The organism is Burkholderia sp. Bp8992, assembly GCF_003853705.1.
Classification (GTDB): domain Bacteria; phylum Pseudomonadota; class Gammaproteobacteria; order Burkholderiales; family Burkholderiaceae; genus Burkholderia.
Genome location: NZ_QTQI01000005.1, coordinates 319,001 through 336,304 on the forward strand (window position 1 = coordinate 319,001; position 17,304 = coordinate 336,304).

At 57.9% G+C, this 17,304-nt stretch carries 14 protein-coding genes and 1 pseudogene; 14 read left to right on the forward strand and 1 reads right to left on the reverse strand.

The window, feature by feature from the left end; translation table 11 throughout:
• Positions 1 to 90: 90 nt before the first annotated feature.
• The 11 genes and pseudogenes from DIE03_RS10615 to DIE03_RS10665 all read left to right on the forward strand — a co-directional run.
• On the forward strand, positions 91 to 1,071 hold the full coding sequence (locus DIE03_RS10615) for a Gfo/Idh/MocA family protein (RefSeq protein ID WP_124450022.1): 981 nt from the start codon (positions 91 to 93) through the stop codon (positions 1,069 to 1,071).
• Positions 1,072 to 1,120: 49 nt separating this feature from the next.
• Positions 1,121 to 2,113: an inositol 2-dehydrogenase gene (iolG, locus tag DIE03_RS10620; protein WP_109342647.1), complete on the forward strand. Its 993-nt coding sequence runs from the start codon at positions 1,121 to 1,123 to the stop codon at positions 2,111 to 2,113.
• A gap of 60 nt (positions 2,114 to 2,173) precedes the next feature.
• Positions 2,174 to 3,139: a Gfo/Idh/MocA family protein gene (locus DIE03_RS10625; RefSeq protein ID WP_109342646.1), complete on the forward strand. Its 966-nt coding sequence runs from the start codon at positions 2,174 to 2,176 to the stop codon at positions 3,137 to 3,139.
• A 19-nt stretch (positions 3,140 to 3,158) separates the two neighbouring features.
• Positions 3,159 to 4,232, forward strand: coding sequence for a Gfo/Idh/MocA family protein (locus DIE03_RS10630; protein ID WP_109342645.1), 1,074 nt, complete (start codon positions 3,159 to 3,161; stop codon positions 4,230 to 4,232).
• A 591-nt stretch (positions 4,233 to 4,823) separates the two neighbouring features.
• Positions 4,824 to 5,756, forward strand: a complete 933-nt coding sequence (locus tag DIE03_RS10635; RefSeq protein WP_124450024.1) for a LysR family transcriptional regulator — start codon at positions 4,824 to 4,826, stop codon at positions 5,754 to 5,756.
• 264 nt (positions 5,757 to 6,020) lie between these two features.
• Positions 6,021 to 6,725 carry a response regulator transcription factor gene (locus DIE03_RS10640; RefSeq protein WP_124450026.1) on the forward strand — a complete coding sequence of 235 codons (705 nt, stop codon included), beginning with the start codon at positions 6,021 to 6,023 and terminating at the stop codon, positions 6,723 to 6,725.
• Positions 6,726 to 7,235: 510 nt separating this feature from the next.
• The gene (locus tag DIE03_RS10645) at positions 7,236 to 8,009 is read left to right on the forward strand and encodes an SDR family NAD(P)-dependent oxidoreductase (RefSeq protein ID WP_109342642.1); all 774 of its coding nucleotides are present in this window, start codon (positions 7,236 to 7,238) and stop codon (positions 8,007 to 8,009) included.
• Between the two features lie 78 nt (positions 8,010 to 8,087).
• Complete coding sequence (locus DIE03_RS10650; RefSeq protein WP_048985707.1) at positions 8,088 to 8,972, forward strand: alpha/beta fold hydrolase; 885 nt, start codon at positions 8,088 to 8,090, stop codon at positions 8,970 to 8,972.
• 247 nt (positions 8,973 to 9,219) lie between these two features.
• Positions 9,220 to 10,344 carry a porin gene (locus DIE03_RS10655; protein ID WP_109342718.1) on the forward strand — a complete coding sequence of 375 codons (1,125 nt, stop codon included), beginning with the start codon at positions 9,220 to 9,222 and terminating at the stop codon, positions 10,342 to 10,344.
• Positions 10,345 to 10,450: 106 nt separating this feature from the next.
• Complete coding sequence (locus DIE03_RS10660; protein WP_124450028.1) at positions 10,451 to 11,779, forward strand: hypothetical protein; 1,329 nt, start codon at positions 10,451 to 10,453, stop codon at positions 11,777 to 11,779.
• A gap of 85 nt (positions 11,780 to 11,864) precedes the next feature.
• Positions 11,865 to 12,083 (forward strand): annotated as a pseudogene (locus tag DIE03_RS10665) (transposase); the annotation flags it as partial.
• Between the two features lie 757 nt (positions 12,084 to 12,840).
• Here the strand turns inward: DIE03_RS10665 and DIE03_RS10670 are convergent.
• Entirely contained in the window at positions 12,841 to 13,539 is a 699-nt protein-coding gene (locus DIE03_RS10670) for a LuxR C-terminal-related transcriptional regulator (RefSeq protein ID WP_124450030.1), read from the reverse strand.
• Positions 13,540 to 13,960: 421 nt separating this feature from the next.
• Here DIE03_RS10670 and DIE03_RS10675 point away from each other — a divergent pair, with 421 nt between their 5' ends.
• The 3 genes from DIE03_RS10675 to DIE03_RS10685 all read left to right on the forward strand — a co-directional run bounded on the left by DIE03_RS10675 (position 13,961) and on the right by DIE03_RS10685 (position 17,298).
• Positions 13,961 to 15,460, forward strand: coding sequence for an APC family permease (locus tag DIE03_RS10675; RefSeq protein ID WP_124450032.1), 1,500 nt, complete (start codon positions 13,961 to 13,963; stop codon positions 15,458 to 15,460).
• 104 nt (positions 15,461 to 15,564) lie between these two features.
• A complete protein-coding gene (locus DIE03_RS10680) occupies positions 15,565 to 16,818 on the forward strand; it encodes an oxidoreductase (RefSeq protein ID WP_124450034.1) in 1,254 nt (417 codons plus the stop codon).
• A 24-nt stretch (positions 16,819 to 16,842) separates the two neighbouring features.
• The gene (locus tag DIE03_RS10685; protein WP_109342635.1) at positions 16,843 to 17,298 is read left to right on the forward strand and encodes a flavodoxin domain-containing protein; all 456 of its coding nucleotides are present in this window, start codon (positions 16,843 to 16,845) and stop codon (positions 17,296 to 17,298) included.
• Positions 17,299 to 17,304 lie beyond the last annotated feature (6 nt).

Here is a 17,304-nt window from a genome sequence, read left to right on the forward strand (position 1 = left end):
CGTCCCGGCGGCGAACTGCGATAGATCCGGATGCGGCCTCCACTACGGCCGCGTTCGAACGATAGCGTGTCAATAGATCGGAGGCAGGGGATGACCTTGGCAATTGGGGTGATCGGTGTCGGCGTAATGGGATCGGAGCACGCGCGCATTCTGCGTGAAGAGACGTCGGGTGCGGAGTTGGTCGCGGTCTGCGATGCCGATGAAGGGCGCGCGCGGACCGTGGCGGGCGGCTCGAGAGTCTATACGGACCCGCGGGAGCTGATTCGCTCCGAGCATGTCGACGCCATTCTCGTTGCCGCACCGGACACGCTGCACGGCGACCTCGTACTGCAGTGCATCGAGGCCGACAAGCCGGTTCTATGCGAGAAGCCGCTGGCCAGTACGGCGGCCGAGGCACTTAAGGTCGTCGACGCGGAAATTGCGAAGGGCCGAAGGCTGGTCCAGGTCGGTTATATGCGTCGTTTCGACCAACCGTTCATCGAGATGAAGCGTGCTGTCCGGGAGGGCGACATCGGCGCACCGGTTGTCGTGCACAACGTCCACCGAAATCCCATCGCGCCGGACTGGTTCAACGGCCCGATGTCCATCACCAATGCGTTCGTTCACGAAATCGATGCAAGCCGCTGGTTGCTCGATTCCGAACCTGTTGGCGCACGTGTCTACAGTGCTGGAAACGGCGATCCGCTGGTCGTCGTGATGGAAATGGCCGACGGCGTAATCGTGTCATCGGAGGTGTTCATGAATTGCCAGTATGGCTATCACGTGCACGTACAGGTCGTAGGGCGAAACGGAACGATCGAGACTGCTCCGCTCGGATGTGTTGGCAGGAATGCCGACGGCTACGGCATGACGGCCTATGCAAGTAACTGGATCGACCGGTTCAGGCCGGCTTATGTGAAGCAGCTCAATGAGTGGGTCCGATCGATCGGAACCGGCATGTCTAGTGGTGGCGCACATGCCTGGGACGGCTATGTCACGACGTCCGTCGCGGAGCAGATCGTCGTGGCAATGGGCCGCGGAACGTCAGTGACGTTCGCGACGGAGCGTTACCGTCCGACGATGTACGCGTAGTCGTACCGATCCACGGAAATGAAGCGGTTTATGCGACTCGGAAGGAAAAATGATCAGAATCGGCATTCTCGGATGTGGGCGCATTGGTCAGGTTCATGCACTGGGTATCAAGCAGATTCCGTCGGCGACGCTGGTCGCGGTTGCAGACGTCGACGAGCGTGCCGCGGGCATCTGCGCCGACCGATTCGGGGCTGACGCACGCACAGCATCGGAAATTCTCGACGGGAAGGACATCGATGCGGTTGTGATCGCGACACCGTCGTCGACGCATTTCGATCTCGTTCACGCGGCAGTGGTCGCGCGAAAGGCCATTTTTTGCGAGAAGCCCATCGACCTGTCGTCGGCTCGGGTAAGAGCATGCATGGAAGCCGTCGAGAACGTGGGGGTGCCTTTCATGACGGCGTTCAACCAGCGGTTCGACCCGCACTTCGGCGAGTTGGCACGCCGGGTACACGAGGGTGAAATCGGCGATGTCGAGACCATCGCGATCACGTCTCGCGATCCGGCGCCGCCGCCGCTGTCGTATCTGAAGACGTCCGGTGGCCTCTTTCGCGACATGATGATTCACGATTTCGACCTCGCACGATTTCTGTTGCGGGAAGATCCGGTGCGTGTGTTCGCCACCGGATCGGTGCTGGTCGAGCCGTCCATCGAGGAGGTGGACGACGTGGACACGGCGGCAGTGATCCTGACGACGAGGTCGGGGCGGCTCTGCCAGATTTCGAATTCGCGCCGCTCGACCTACGGCTATGACCAGCGAATCGAAGTTCATGGGTCGCGCGGCATGCTGCGAGTCAAGAACGTGCACGAGTCTCAGGTTGAGCGTGCCACGGAATCCGGGTTTGCCATGCCGGTCGCGCAGCCGTTCTTTCTCGAGCGCTTCGGTGCCGCCTATCTTGCCGAAATGCGCTACTTCGTCGAAACCTTGTCGGCAGGAAAAATGCCGCAACCGGACGCCAGCGACGGCCTGAAGGCCCAGCTGATTGCCGACGCGGCCACGCTTTCGTGGCAGCGCGGGCAGCCGGTGGACATCGCCGGTTGATCGACACGGCCGGCACGGGAAAACCGGCCGGTCGCCATTTCATACATATCGGGTGCTTCCATGAAGATCGGTATCGTCGGCCTCGGCAACGTCGCAGAGCTACACGTGACGGCTCTCGCGGAAATGGATCCGCAGTTGTTTTGCGGCGGCTGGAGTCGGACTTACAGCAAGGCGCTGGCATTCGTCGACCGGTTCGGTGGGCGCGCATACGAAACCGTTGACGAACTGCTAGGCGACAAGGCGGTCGACGCGGTTGTCGTGTGCACGAATGCCGCGTCGCACTTCGACATGGCCAGGCGTGCGCTACTGGCAGGAAAACACGTACTGCTCGAGAAGCCGTTGTGCGAGCAGGCGGCGCAGATTTGCGAGCTTGCGGAGATCGCACGTTCGCAATCGAGGATCTGCATGCCTTCCCACAATTACGTCTATGCAGAGAGCATGCGGCGACTGCACGCCCATGTCGCTTCCGGGAAAATGGGACGGATCGTCAGTTTCTGGGCGATCTACAACAAGCGGCATGACGCATCGATTGGCGCGCGGGATCTCACGATGCGCGAGCTGATGGTGCATCACGCGTACTGCATGCTGTACTTCGTCGGCCGTCCGTCGTCGGTATTCGCGACCGGTTCGAATGTGCACTTCGACGATCCGAATGCCGACGACCAGTTGATGATCACCGCGGAATATCCGGACGGAACGATTGCGAATCTGTGGGGAAGTTTTTCAGCTGACGATCGTAGTCGCGATCCCTGGTCCGTCTATTTCAAGATCATCGGTTCCGACGGAAGCGGTGTCATCCCTTGGGATGTAACGAAGTTCGGCGCCGCGAGACTTCCGTTCTGGGATGACGCGACCTACTGGGACAGCTTTCTTCAGGTCGAAAGCTTCTTCGTGAACGAGTGCGTCGCGAAAGGCACGGCTCCGTTGTCGACGCTCGACGACGCATTTGACGCGGCCGCCGTTCTGGACGCGGCACGCCGGTCTCTGCGCGAGCGGAGCGTTGTGCCGGTCATCTACGGCTCTTGAGCCACACAGAGGCGCAAACATGATCAGATACGCTGTTGTAGGCGCTGGATGGATAGCGCAAGAGGCGTTCATGCCGGCCGTTGCTCAGACCGGAAATTCGACGATCGGCGCGTTGGTCTCCGGAAATCCTGATGGGGCGCGGAAGCTCGCGAGATTCCATGGTGTCGACACGATCGTCGGGTATGACGACTACGAGCGGATGCTGAACAGCAATGTCGTCGATGCCGTCTATATCGCGGTACCCAACCCACTTCACGCCGATTACGCGATTCGCGCGGCGAGGGCCGGCAAGCACGTATTGGTTGAGAAGCCGATGGCGACCAACGTCGCGGATGCCGAGGCGATGATTGTGGCAGCAGCCGAGGCCGGCGTGTTGTTGAGCACCTGTTACCGCTTGCATCACGAGGCAGGGACGATCGCGGCACTGGAAGCGATCCGGGAAGGCCGCATCGGTGATCCGAAGTACTTCAGCGGGATGTTCGGATTTCAGTCCGCGACGGGCAATCACCGGCTGGACAGCAGGAACTGGGGCGGCCCGCTTCAGGACATCGGGATTTACTGCGTCAACGCGGCGCGGCATGTCTTCTCCGACGAACCTGTCGATGCGTCGGCGATCACGACGCGCCGGCCCGGAGATCCTCGCTTCTCGGACATCGACGACGCCATTGCTGTCACGTTGCGCTTCCCTCGCGATCGAATCGCGCAGTTCTATTGCAGTTTTGGCACGGCGTCGATCGATATGTACAGGGTGCTGGGAACCGATGGGGACCTGACCATGGAGCCCGGTTTCAGGTTAGAAACGCCGACGCGAATGGTACTGAACACGAAGGATGCTTCGGAGACGATGCATTTCCGGCACTGCGATCACTTCGGCGGGTTGATTCAGCAGTTCTCCGAATGCATTGAGAAACGCAGCAAACCTGCGTCAAGTGTCGAAGAGGGCCTGGCTGACCTGAGGGCCTTGCTGGCGATCGAGGCGTCTGCTCGCACGGGAACGGTGGTGTCCGTCGAACCGACGCGTTTCAGCCGCAGAAACCTGACGCTCGATGATGTGCGCGCCGTACCGAGAACGGAGAAGCGGCTGCTGCTGTAGGCGTTCAAGTCGGGAGAACTTGCGCGACATGCTGCCCGAGGCTCGCTCGGCGAACCTCGAATTCCTGTCGCGGATGCAGATCCGTGGCGCGAGACTTAGTTGTAGCCGAGGATCGATACCGACCGGAGATCGGGCCGATCGGGAACATTCGCCGCGATGGAAGACATCGGTTCACGCAGAAGGGCGGTGTACGGAGAGACGTTACGCTGGTCCGTGGCGGATACGTTTCGATGGTTCGTGCGGGTTATCGGGGCAGCGCTGTGAAGGGCGGTGCCGAGAACTTTCCGTGGCGTCATGGGGCGAGGGTCCAGATATATCCGTCGTTTCGAGATTCGCGGTTTGCCGAATGGCTTTCGCACTCTACGTCGTAAAGAAGGAATGCGAATAAATAATAGGATCGGAAATGATCTTGAGCCAACGAGAAATTCCGCACACAGCTGTCAACATTTTCCTGACAAGCGGAGACGAACGTAGCGATGTTCGACGCCAATGCGCTGTCTTCGCCGTGTTGACTAGAGAAGATCGACGGGCGCAGGCAGGTGTTCTGTGGTGTGTGACGGGACGAAACCCCGCATCCTCGATGGTGAGGCAATGAATACACGCTTCCTGGAGACGTTCGTGATGCTCGCGCAACAAGGCAGCTTCCGGGCTACGGCGCGTCTTCTTCATACTTCGCCCGCGACGATATCGACACGTATCAAGGCTTTGGAAGACGAGTTGAGGACCGAGCTCGTCGATCGAACGGCGGCGGATTTTCGTCTCACCCTGTCTGGGCAGAGCTTGTTGACGCTGGCGATGAACGTGGTAGACGCGACCCGTGCGCTCAAGAAGGCAGCCGGTCTCGATCTCGCATTACGCGGACCGATACGTTTCGGCGTGATAGACACGATCGTTCACAGCTGGCTTTCCTTGTATGTGACGCAGTTGAGGGAGCGCGTCCCGGGCTTGGTGGTCGAGCTGACCGTAGATTCGAGCCCGGCGCTGAACAAGAAAATCTTGCAGGGCGAGCTCGACCTGGCTGTCTGCGCGGAGGTCGTTGGTAGCGACAAGGTCACGTCGAGCAGGATTGCAAGCTATCCGGTTCGATGGATTGTCAGCCGAGAGCTGCTTTCCGGTTCGGACATGGATCCGGTTCGCCTCGCCCTGGCGCGGCCGATACTGACATTCGGAAGGGGCACGACGTCGCACCTGGCGGTGGAACGCATCGTCCGAACACTGGCCGGTGGAGCCGGCATCCCGGACGAGGCGATACGCATAACCTGTGCCTCTTCGGTCGCTGCGATCGTGCAATTGGTGCGTGATGGATACGGTGTCGGGGCAGTCCCGCACCTGTTCGTGCATGACGAACTGGAGAACGGGCGAATCGCCGAGTTCGCGCTGGAGCCGCAGCCGCCGGCGATCGACGTGTCGTTGTGCATGCCGGTCAATGCATCACCGGCCGTCGTGGCGGCAGCCGACGCGGCCCGGGAGGTGTGCGCCACATACTGCCGAGGAAAACCCGAGACGCTGATCCGGGCGGCGTGACTGATCATCCCGATTGCGGTCGGTCCGGCAGGGGGGTACCGGTTGACTTTCGGAATATGGTCGCCGGCGGGTATATGACTTCCCTAATATGATCTGGCGGCGCGTTACGGTAGGCTGTCGCAGTAGGTATCAGATGTTAGTCTGGTGCGAATTTCATGCTCTCCGCTCGTGAGGCTTGCGGTTTCGGTGCTGGCGCACCTGTCGGGCCGCTGATTTCGGGCGATCAGCGCTCGCGCTCATCCCTACCGGCAAAGAGAATTGGCGATGTTAGTCGAAGTCAGCAAATTCAGAGAATCCCAGGAGTTCGCTCTTCAGACCGTTAACTTTGCGCGGTCGATGCTCAACTGTTCGGCAGCCGTGTTCACATGGCTCGATTCGCACGACCAGCTATTGCCGCACACCCAGATGGGATGGCCCGAAGAGACCATCAAGGACTATTACACGGTATTCGCGTCGGCCGATCCGCTGAACGTCTATCGTCTGATCAAACAGCGTGCGACCGTAGTGACCCTCAAAGGGGCAAAGCGCGACGACCAGCACTCCAGTTGGTCGGATTACCAGCGGAAGTACGGGCTCGTGGACGAAGTCGGGTTCCTGTTCTGGGCGGGAGATACGCCACTAGCGTGCCTCTCCGTCATCAAGAAGCAAGGCGATAGCCCGTTCTCGACTCCCGAACCCTTCGGACAGATGTACGACTACATGCAGCACAGCTTCTCGATGCTTGCATCCGTCAAGAAGGTCCAGGCAGACCAGGCGCTGAGAAACGAGTATTTCCTGACGGAGCGGGAGCTTGCAGTCGCGTCCCTGATGACCGCCGGCCTGTCCAACAAGGATATCGCCGAGACACTGGGCATCGAGCTTGCCACGGTCAAGTCACATGTCATTCGAATCCTGGGCAAGCTGGGCATCGAGAGCCGAACCCAGCTTGCGGCATTCTCCGCCGACCTGGGCACATCGACAACGAAATAGCCTGAGTGCACCGGGGCGGTGCGTTCGTCCTCGCCGCCGGTTGCATAAATGGAAATTTTTCTCATCCTTTGGATGGACGAACGGCGTCTTGGCCATACATACAATGGTTTCAAGGCCGCCGGACATCATCCAGACGGTCGTAACGCTCGCAATGGTTCACGCCTGTTGCGGTGCCTGACAGCTCACTTCATCGATCACGATCTTCAACCTTGAGGATGGTGCGCGTTACACATGGCTTGAGCGGCGTCCGGCTGTCAATTCGCATAACGAATTAACTTACGATGCGTGACGGATGTTTGCCGAGTGCCGGTTGATTGTGGACCGTATTCGGTCCAGTTCGCTGAATTGATAGAAATTCGTGATCTGCATTCATCGAGAATCACAATTGGACCTCGTCTAATTGGCGCAAGACGATGCATGCACGCGAATCCTGGAAACAGAAAGCGCACGATTCGCCGGCTCAGTGAGCAGCGCACGTGCTGGTTAAAGTGAAGTCAAGGAGACGTTTCGGTGAATGATTATTCCGGCCGCGTGGTTGTCGTAACCGGTGCTGGTTCCGGCATGGGGCGAGCAATGGTTCGCGAGTTCGTTTCGAGAGGGGCGAACGTAGCCGCACTCGACATCAATCTCAAGAATGCCGTTGCCACTGTCGAAGCGTTGGCGAATCCGTCGATGGCGTACGCACATCAAGTGGACGTCAGCGACCCGCGTAGCGTCGAGGCCGCTGTCAAGGCGGTGATCGAGCGTTGGGGGCACATCGATCTTCTGTGCAATAACGCCGGCATTCTGGATGGACACGCGACGGCTCACGAGGTGAGCGTCGAAGAGTGGGACCGCGTCATCGCCGTTAACCTCACGGGACCGTTCCTGATGTCCCGAGCGGTCATTCCGCAGATGTTGAAGCAAGGCAAAGGGGCGATCGTGAACACTTCGTCCACCTCGGGCTTCAGTGCTGCGGGCGGCGGGACTGCCTACACGGCGTCCAAACACGGTGTGATCGGTCTGACTCGACAACTCACGTTCGAATACGGCGCGCGTGGCATTCGCGTCAATACGATTTGCCCGGGCGCAACCGCAACCCCGCTGGCGATGTCGGAGCACACGACGGCGAATTCGCCTGATATGGAGGCGGCCCTTCAGAAATTCCCGGCCCGCCGCTGGTGTCAGCCGGAAGAAATTGCCAAGCTCGCCGCGTATCTGGGCGGCGACGATGCCGACTTCGTGCATGGCAGCGAGTACGTGATGGACGGCGGCTGGCTTGCTGCTGCCCGGGATCCCTTCTGAGCGGGCGTTTGGCTACACGCGTGGCGCGGCGCAGGTACCCGCGCCTGCACATGTCGGTGGAACAACAGGAGCTTGTGAATGTTTTCGAATCGTGAATGGCCGGAGACCGGCATCGAAGGTTTCAAGCGAGGCTTTCAGACGGTTGATGGCGTGCGGATGCATTATGTGAGCGGCGGCAAGGCGGACGGCGACGTGCTGGTTCTGATTTGCGGTTTCCCTCAAAGCTGGTATGCATGGCGCAAGGTTTTGCCTCTGCTGGGGCATCGGTACCGTGTTATTGCCCCGGATCTTCCCGGGCAAGGTGACTCAGATCGTCCCGCGGGTACGCTCGACACGGCTAAGGCCGCCAGGCTCCTTCGTGGCCTGGTCGAGAAACTCGGTGTCGATCGACATGCACTTGTCGTACACGACATCGGCGGATGGGTCGGTTATCCCTATGCGGCGATGAATGGCGACAAGGTCACCGGCCTCGCGATCCTCGACACGGGTATCCCGGGCATCAGTCTTCCGGATACGCTGCCGTGGGCTTCCGACGTTGCGTGGCGGACGTGGCACGTCGCATTCCACAACATCCCGGATCTTCCCGAAGCGCTCTTGGCCGGTCGCGAGCACATCTATCTCGAGTGGTATTTGCAACGGAAGGCGGCAAATCCGCAGGTGTTCTCCCAAGCGGACTTCGAGGAATACCATCGCGTGTTCCTGACGAATGGCCTGAAAGGTGGCCTCGCTTACTACCGTGCTATCTCGGTGTCTGCCGAGCAGAATCGCGAATTGAGCGCGAAGGGCAAGCTCAAGATGCCGGTTCTCGCGGTCCGTGCAGATCAGGGATCAATGCCCGACCTGGTCCCGCAGCTGCAGCAGGTCGCGGCGGACGTTCGCGGCACGATGGTCGCTTCCGGACACTACATCCCCGAAGAGGCGCCCGAGGCGCTTGCAAAGGAACTCGAGAGTTTCTTCGGCTAGTACGCGCGGACAAGCAGGTGCCGCTTCTGACGATCTGGCCAGCGTCTGGAGAAGTTCGTCGCCCAGTTCGAACGGGTATGGAGCGCGCTGCATGCTGCCGAGCGATGTCAGTGCGTCGCGGGCGCTGCGCTCTGCCCGATGAGAGATTGTCGATCTTGAGATGGAAACGGCTGGCATCGACGAAATTCGATGGTTCATTTAATTAGTATTCCGAGTGAAATTAACTTTGGTGATTTTTGGGGGGGAAATGAACAAGAAGATCATTGCAGTCGCCGCGCTGAGCTTCGTAGCTTACTCGCAAGCAAAGGCTCAAAGTTCCGTAACGCTCTATGGGATCATCGACACGGGTGTGGGCTATATACACAACAGCGGCGGGCAGAGTTCGCAAGTGAGGATGTTGCCCAGCAATCTTTCGGCTTCCCTGTGGGGATTGAAGGGAACGGAGGATCTGGGTGGCGGGCTCTCGGCCATCTTTACAGTAGAGAGCGGCTTTGACGGCACGAACGGCGCGCTTGCGACACCGGGCAAGTTGTTCAGCCGACAAGCGTTCGTGGGCATTTCGAGCCAGTACGGCACCCTGACGCTCGGTCGTCAGTACGATCCGCTGACGGATCTCGAACAGCAGTTGACCGCTGATGTCTACAGCGGCTGGTTCGCTACGCCGGGTGACGTCGACAATTACGATTCGAGTGCTCGATTCAACAACGCCGTGAAATGGGTGAGTCCGTCGTGGGGCGGTGTTTCGGCCGAGGTCATGTATGCGCTCGGTGGCGTCGCCGGATCCACGGGGTCGGGGCAGACGTGGAGCGCAGCAGTTGGCTATCAAAGCACGTCGTTTAGCGTCGGCGGCGGCGTTCTCCACATCGACAACGGCAACGCAACGTTGGGCAATCGCGGCACCTCCTCGTCCGACTCGCTGTTCAATTCGCCGGTAAATGCGGCGTATGCGTCAGCCCGGTCGATCAATATCGCCCGGATCGGTGCCAATTACGTTGCGGGCCCGTTCACGGTGGGCGCGGCGTATGGCTATGCCCAGTATTCGGCCGATTCGGCATCGACGTTCACGGGGTCGGAGAAGTATCACAACGGTTCTGTCTTTGCCCAGTATCAGGTGACGCCTGCGTTCCTGCTCATCGCCGGCTACAACTACACGCGCGCACTGGGGGATTCGTCTGCCAAGTACCACCAGGTGAATATCGGGGCCGACTACAGCTTGAGCAAGCGCACCGACGTCTATGCGCTCGCAGGGTATCAGCATGCAAGCGGGCAGAACGGGCAAGGCGCCGCCGAGGCTTCCATCGGGTCGTACGGAATTGCGGCGGGCAAAGGTACTCAGGAAGTTGTAGCCGTCGGCCTGCGGCACAAGTTCTGAAGCAATCTGTATGAGGCGCCGCGGACCGATACGAGGGCGATTCCTTCGTGAGTTCCGTGGCGCCGCGTTGCTCCTTTCCCTGACATGAAGGTATTCGGATTTCTGTATGCCGGCATCAACTCACTCCGATGACGATTACGCGTCCAGTCCGGTTCCTGAAGATGCAAGGACCGGTTGGCAGGGCATATTTTTCGCTACGTTAGGTATTGCGACCGCGCTTTTCTTTGCTCAGATTGCGTCGATCATTACCGTGAGGTTTGGCGTAGCGGCAGCGCTGATCGGACTGGCCTACGGATACTGCGTTTCGACATTCGTCGGTATGCTGCTCGTTCGTCGATCCATCCAGACAGGGTTTGGCATCAATATCTGGGCCAGAACCGTGCTCGGGTATCGTGGAGCGGGATTGTTCAGCCTGGCTTACGGAGTGGCCTGCCTCACTTACTTCGTCGCAGAAGCCAGCATCATGGGGGCTTCGTTGCAGGCTCTCTTTCCGGAAGCTCCTCATGCGTTGATATACATCTGCCTTGTCTTCGTCATGTTGCCGCTCGTGTGGTCGGGCATGAAGGTCCTTGCAAGATTCCAGACGATGAGTCTGGTGCTGTTCGTTGTGTTTGTTGTGTGGGCGATAAGAAACGCGCTTGATGTTCCCGTGGCTGGAGCTCCGCTCCCGGAGATTCGGCTTGCTGCAGACCCCTTCACCAGCCAGCTTGAAGTATTGGGCATCGTTAACGGCCTCGCCTTCATCATTGGTCTCGTGACGGCCGACTATGCAAGATTTGTGCGAAAACGAGAACTCCGAGCAGGGACCGTGTTTGTCGGCGCGTTGTTTCCTGCGTTCTGTTATGGGATCACCGGGATCTTGGGGATCTGGTTCGCTATCCAGATGCGGGAAAGCAATCCTGGCGTCTATTTCGTTTCGTTGCTGGGTGCGGGGGGAATCATTTTCGCGTGTACGACGCAGCTCAGAATCAATCTCGGGAACATCTACTCAGGCACCGTTGCCTTCGTCAACGCACTCGAGCATCTATTTGGCGTTTCCGTCAGCAGAAGAGTCGTTATCGTTGCTTTCTGCGCGGTTGCGGCCACTGTGCTGATTTCAGATGGTACGCACTTGCTCGCGAGTGCCCTGAACTATATTGGTATGTCCATGGCTTGCTTCGTCACGTTGCTTCTCGTCGATCAGTTCTGGGTTGGACGATCCCGAGATGTGCCCGATGTCGTGCCTCAAGTGATCAAGAACTGGCGATGGACGGGATTGAGCTCATGCCTGATCGCAACCCTATGTGGAGTGTGCATCGGTAACGCATCGCTCTTCCCATCGTTGTACCAGTGGGCGACACCGGTGTCGGTGCTTGTCCAGGTGATCCTCTTTGTTGGTATCGAATCGTACTGCAATCGACGAAGGGAACTGTCGTCACATGCTGCCTCAAGTTAGAGGGGCCACGTGAGAAACGGACCTGTTCTCTGGAGCGCTAGGCTACCTGACGCCAGCAAAGGTCACTTTCGAGGAAGGTTTGAGAATGCGGAAGCGCTTTACGGACGAGCAAATCATCGGCTTCTTGAGAGAGGCCGAAGCTGGCGAGGCGGTCCAGTATCTGTGCAGGACGTACGGTTTCAGCGATACCTCCTTCTACTCCTGGCGGGCGAAGTTTGGTGGCAACGACGGCGTTGAATCGCAAAGGTTGAAGTACCTTGAGGGGGAGAATAATCGACTAAGGAAACTATTGGCGGAAGCCTTGGCCAAGCAAGGGGCATCGGGTATCGCTAGAGACGATGTGTAGATCATCCACGTCGCCTGGGTCGTCGTCGTTCCGATGCCGTTGTGATTGGCGTCGAGCGATCCGGCGTTCGACTTGAACAGATCATGATCTTCACGCTTTGTCGATCGTAACCACCTCTGCGCTTCAATGTCGGGTTGGCGCGCAGACCTCAGTAGTGGACTCAACAGGGAACCGAGTCATGCGAAAGATATTCCTGCGATCGCTGCATAGCCGTCATTCGATTGACTCAGCAGAGGTCTCTGCTTGTCAGGCGGATTCCGATGCTGGTATACGTAACATTGAGTCAGACCGAAACAGCCTGGTTACGTACTACAGCCTCGGACAAGTGGTTGCGCACCTGCGTTTCGACGCGCGGAATGGAGAGCAGAGTCCGGCCGAGCGTAGCCGAAAATAAAAAACCGGTCCAACGTCAGATCACGGCATGGAAGCGGCCACCGTCAAAGTACGCGGTGGAAACGCCACTGAACGTGCCAAGTCGGACCCGGTCTCCCGTCTGTACCTTTGACGAAGCTGTCGAAACCATAGCGTGTCAAGCTGATGGTATTGCGAAAGCTTGCAGGTTCAGCGTGCCGCGTGCCTTCGTATGGTGCCTGGAGCGGGGCGCAAGTCGTTTCGACGGCCTGGTTGATGTCAGAGTCGGTTCGCCCCGCCTCCAACTGAACCGCAATGGACCTCACGCATCAGACTTCGCTGCCACGAGGCGGAACTGCAACGGTCAATCTGCGGTTATCGAGTGCAGAAATGAAGCGACTTGTGACCGCGTATTCAATCCGAGCTTTGCCAGCACCCTTCCCACGTGCGTTTTGACCGTCACCAGCTCGATCTGGCATTCGTGGCAAATCTCCTTGTTGGAAAGTCCACTCGCAATCAAATTGGCGATCGCTAGCTCGCGGGCTGTCAATAGATGGTGCTCGGTGAGTTTCCGATTGCGTCGATGGGTTTTTATCGAATCCAATCCGAGCAGGTTGAACTGGATATAGCTGTGCATTTCCTGTAGTACGGATTCATTGTCGAGCGTTTTGTCGTGTCTGCCTTTTAGAACATTGAGAAAAGCGATGGCTCGGCTGTCCTGCCAAAAGACAAAAGCGGCCTCGTCCACGAACTCATACCGCGCCATAAAATGTGCGTATGGGATGTGGCAATCTCTAAATCTATTGTCTGCGATCTTTCTGAGAGTAACGACCGAAGATCTGTTTGATAAAAGAAAGTCGGGGGAGATCGGATCGAACTCTCTGAAGTCTCGGTAATAGTCGCGAATCATCACGTCGCCGAGGCCGTGTTCCGTGCACGGTGGAATCTTCTGGGTAGCGTCAATCCAGGTAAAGATTGCGGCAGACGATTCCAGAAGGGTTTGGGAAAACGCAATGGTCCGCTTGGCGAAGTCCTTGCAATCGTCGTTCAGGTGATATCGCATGGTTTATCCAAGTGGAATAGACAAAAGATCCTTTCCGAACCTGTCTGACGGAGGCTGGAACGCTGGCGGCCTACGCGAAAAGGCTGCTAGCACGATGTTCAGCGATAGGAAGCAAGAACCGAACCAAGAAGACTGACAGGTCACACGCTCCCGTATACGGCGACGGTGGCGATGAATCTGACAGAGTGCCCGGGTGCCGTAGAGGTAGACGCACGATCTGGAAGCGCGTCGTTGCACGTTGCTCGTGCATGGCGCACCACGTGCGATCGGCGCTCCATCTTGAAGCAACGTATAGATACTTTCGGAGGATGCTGGCCAGAAATTCGCTGAATATAGTTCGGCTACCAAGTCAACGGGTTCTGCGGTACGCGCATCAAAGTGCGATACCGAGAGAACCGCGCACAGCAAAGAGGTGGCTCGAATGAAGACAAGCGGTTACAGGGCGATTGCAGAGAAGGGAAATAAACTTACCGGGAACATGGGCGCCTTTGGTCTTGCGCTGAGCGTTTTGGCTTTCTCGGCCCCTCTCACGACCGTATCGGGATATGTGCCGGTCGCGTTGATGTATGGCGGTGCAGCCAGCCCCACCATCTTCATCGCGACGATGGTTCTGCTGATGCTGTTCTCGCTAGGGTATCTGACACTCAACCATGCTGCGAAGCGACCGGGCGACTTCTACGCATTCATCACGCATGGCTTGGGCAAGAGTGCCGGGCTTGGAGCCGGATTGCTCGCCACGATTACGTACTTCATCATCCTGGCCGGCGTTCCGGCGTATTTTGGCGTTGCGTCCGCTGATCTGCAGCGGACGCTTACGGGATGGGCATTTCCCTGGTACTACTTTACGCTCGCATGTTGGCTTGCCATCGCGATTTTCGGATATCTGCACATCGAAGTATCCGCGAAATTCCTGACTTGGGTAATGGTCGCCGAAGTCATCGTTTGCATCGCGTTCTGCACTGGAGTTATTGGCAGCAATCCCCCAAGCGTCTTGCCGCCGAACGCCATTTTTTCCCCATCCGGATTGTTCAACGCGAACAGCCCGTTTGCCATGCTGTTTGCCGTCTCTTTCTTTATGGGGTTCGAGGCGACAGCATTGTTCCGTGATGAGGTGCGCGACCCGGATAGAACCATTCCGCGAGCAACTTATGGTGCAGTTATCTTCATCGGTCTGTTGTATACGTTCTGCGCATATGCACTGATTCGCGTGTATGGACACGACGTAATCTCCGTCGCAACGCAATCGCCCGCCACCATGTTTCAGAATGCCTTCGACAAATTCGTCAGTGCGCGGATGCGCACGCCGGTTGCGATCCTGGTTTTGACCTCGGCGTTTGCATCCAGCTTGTCCATTCATAACGTGCTGACGCGTTATCTTCACAACCTCGGCATCGACGGTGCATTTCCGCAGTACCTGAGTGCGATCCATCCGAAGCATTTGTCACCGCACCGCTCGTCCATCACGGTTTCGACGCTGACGCTGCTTGTTCTTCTGCCGTTCATCGTGACCGGGGCCCAACCGGAATTGCTTTACGGTCGACTGTCTGGCGTCGGTACCGCAGGAGGACTGATCCTTATGACCGTCGTGAATGTTTCATGTCTCGTCTGGTATTTCCGTGAGGGACGGTTCATCGGTGCAGGCGTTTTCAAGGCCTGCGTTGCGCCCGGCATCTCCGCAGTCCTGTTCGTTGCGCTCGTCGTCCTCGTTGGCAAGCACTTCGAGCTTCTCGTCGGCGGCGAAGCAGGCCAAAGCACGTGGATGCTCTACAGCCTGTGCGCAGTGCAGATTTTCGGGATGGCATTGGCCGTTTATTTCAGGAAGGCCAAGCCGGAAGTGTTCCGGCGGTTGGGGCGCAATCCTGACGTCGAGCCGCGAGATGGTGGCACGGACGACGAGGCCGTTCTCGCCGCAACCCAATGACATATCCATGCTTCGGATGTGAATCTCGATAGCTTCGGCTTCAGTCGCGAAGCAACTCGGCATCCGATTCATCTCTGTTTCAAGAGACCAGTCCAGGTACGTTCATGCGCATCATTAATCCATCCATTGCCGTTGTGGGAAGCGGACCGTCCGGGTGCTACCTGACTCAGTCGTTGATAAAGGTTTGGCCGGATTCTGCAGTGTCGGTGTTTGAATCGGAGCCGGTGCCATTCGGTCTGTTGCGTTACGGCATCGCGGCCGATCATCAGGGTTCGAAATCCGTGGCGATGCAGTTCGATCGTCTGTTTAGACGCGATGGGGTCAATTTTTTCGGGAATGTAACTATCGGAAAAGACCTGTCGTTTGAGCGATTGACAGAGAGTTTCGACATTGTGGCGCTCGCGACTGGTTTGGCAACGGATTCGGTTCTTCCGGTTCCACAACACCCGAAAGCAAACGTCGTTGGGGCAGGCGAAATACTTAGGGCGCTGAACGGCTATCCCGAGCCTCGGTTGCCCCATAACAGAGGGCGATTTTGCTCCTTGGGTGAATCGTTGGCGATTGTCGGGCACGGGAACGTCGCCATAGACGTTGCCCGGTTGCTGGCCAAACGCATCGAGCAATTCGATAACTCCGATATCGACGACGAGCGGCTATCTATGCTTCGCTCGAATCATCTCGAGCGGATTCATCTCGTCGGAAGATCCAGCGCAGGCGACGCGAAATTTGACCTTGCCATGCTGCGTGAACTCTGTGATCTGGGACATGTAAAGGTATCTGCATCGGGTCTTTCGGACGACGATCAGAGCGAAAAGGCACAAGTGCTGCGGAATGCCGCGAGGCGCATCGTATATGCCAAACCGCTGGTGGAAATTGTTTTCCACTTCGAATGTACGCCGGTGCAGGTCGACGCACTGCTGACGAAAAGCGTTTTGCGCGGACACTCGAAAGCGGAAGGTATCGTGAGTTTTCACGTCGACACGATCGTTACTGCGATTGGTTTTACGAACGAGGTCGGCGATATCGGCGCGCGATGCGGGCCGTGGCGTGCGTTGAACGTATTCGAGGTCGGTTGGGCGAAGAACGGCGGAAAGGGCGGGGTTGCCGCGAATCGCAGAGACGCACAAGCCGTGGCCGCGCAAATCGTTGCGATGGTGCAAGACGGAGCGCTGCCGATCGGCCGGCCTGGACTGGCCGCGCTCGGAGACCAGTTTCCAGCCGATTTCGTGAATTACGCCGGCTGGCTGGAGGTGGACCGGTATGAACGGGATGCGGCGGGGCCGAACAGGCTCCGCAAGAAAATTGCAGATCGCAGGCGCCTGCTGGAAGTGGCAAGGCAGGTCGTGAGCATGGGGTAATCGTCTAAATATGAGCAAAAAGAAATGAATGCATCAATTCTGATTCTGTTTGGCACGGAGAGCGGTAACGCAGAGATGGTTGCCGATGATATTGCGATGTGCTTCGCCGAGAAAGATATACCGAGCGTCGTCAAATCGATGGCGGATCAAGCAGTGGACGAACTGGAGGCTGTCAGTTTCGCGATCGTTGTTACTTCTACGTACGGCGAGGGCGATATGCCGGAGACGACCGAGCCGTTCTATCGCGCGCTCGTCGCGAAGCGTCCGGATCTGGCTTCGATGAGATTTGCCGCGTTTGGGCTCGGGGATTCCAGCTACGAGAATTACAACCGTGCAATCGATCTATTGACTGAGATGCTCGCTTCGTGCGGTGCCACGCAAATTGGCGAAACGGGACGACACAATGCATCGAAAGGCATGCCTGCAAACCAGGTGGCGGTGGCATGGTCCCAAGGCATCCTTTCGATTTTGGGAAAATAAGGTGGT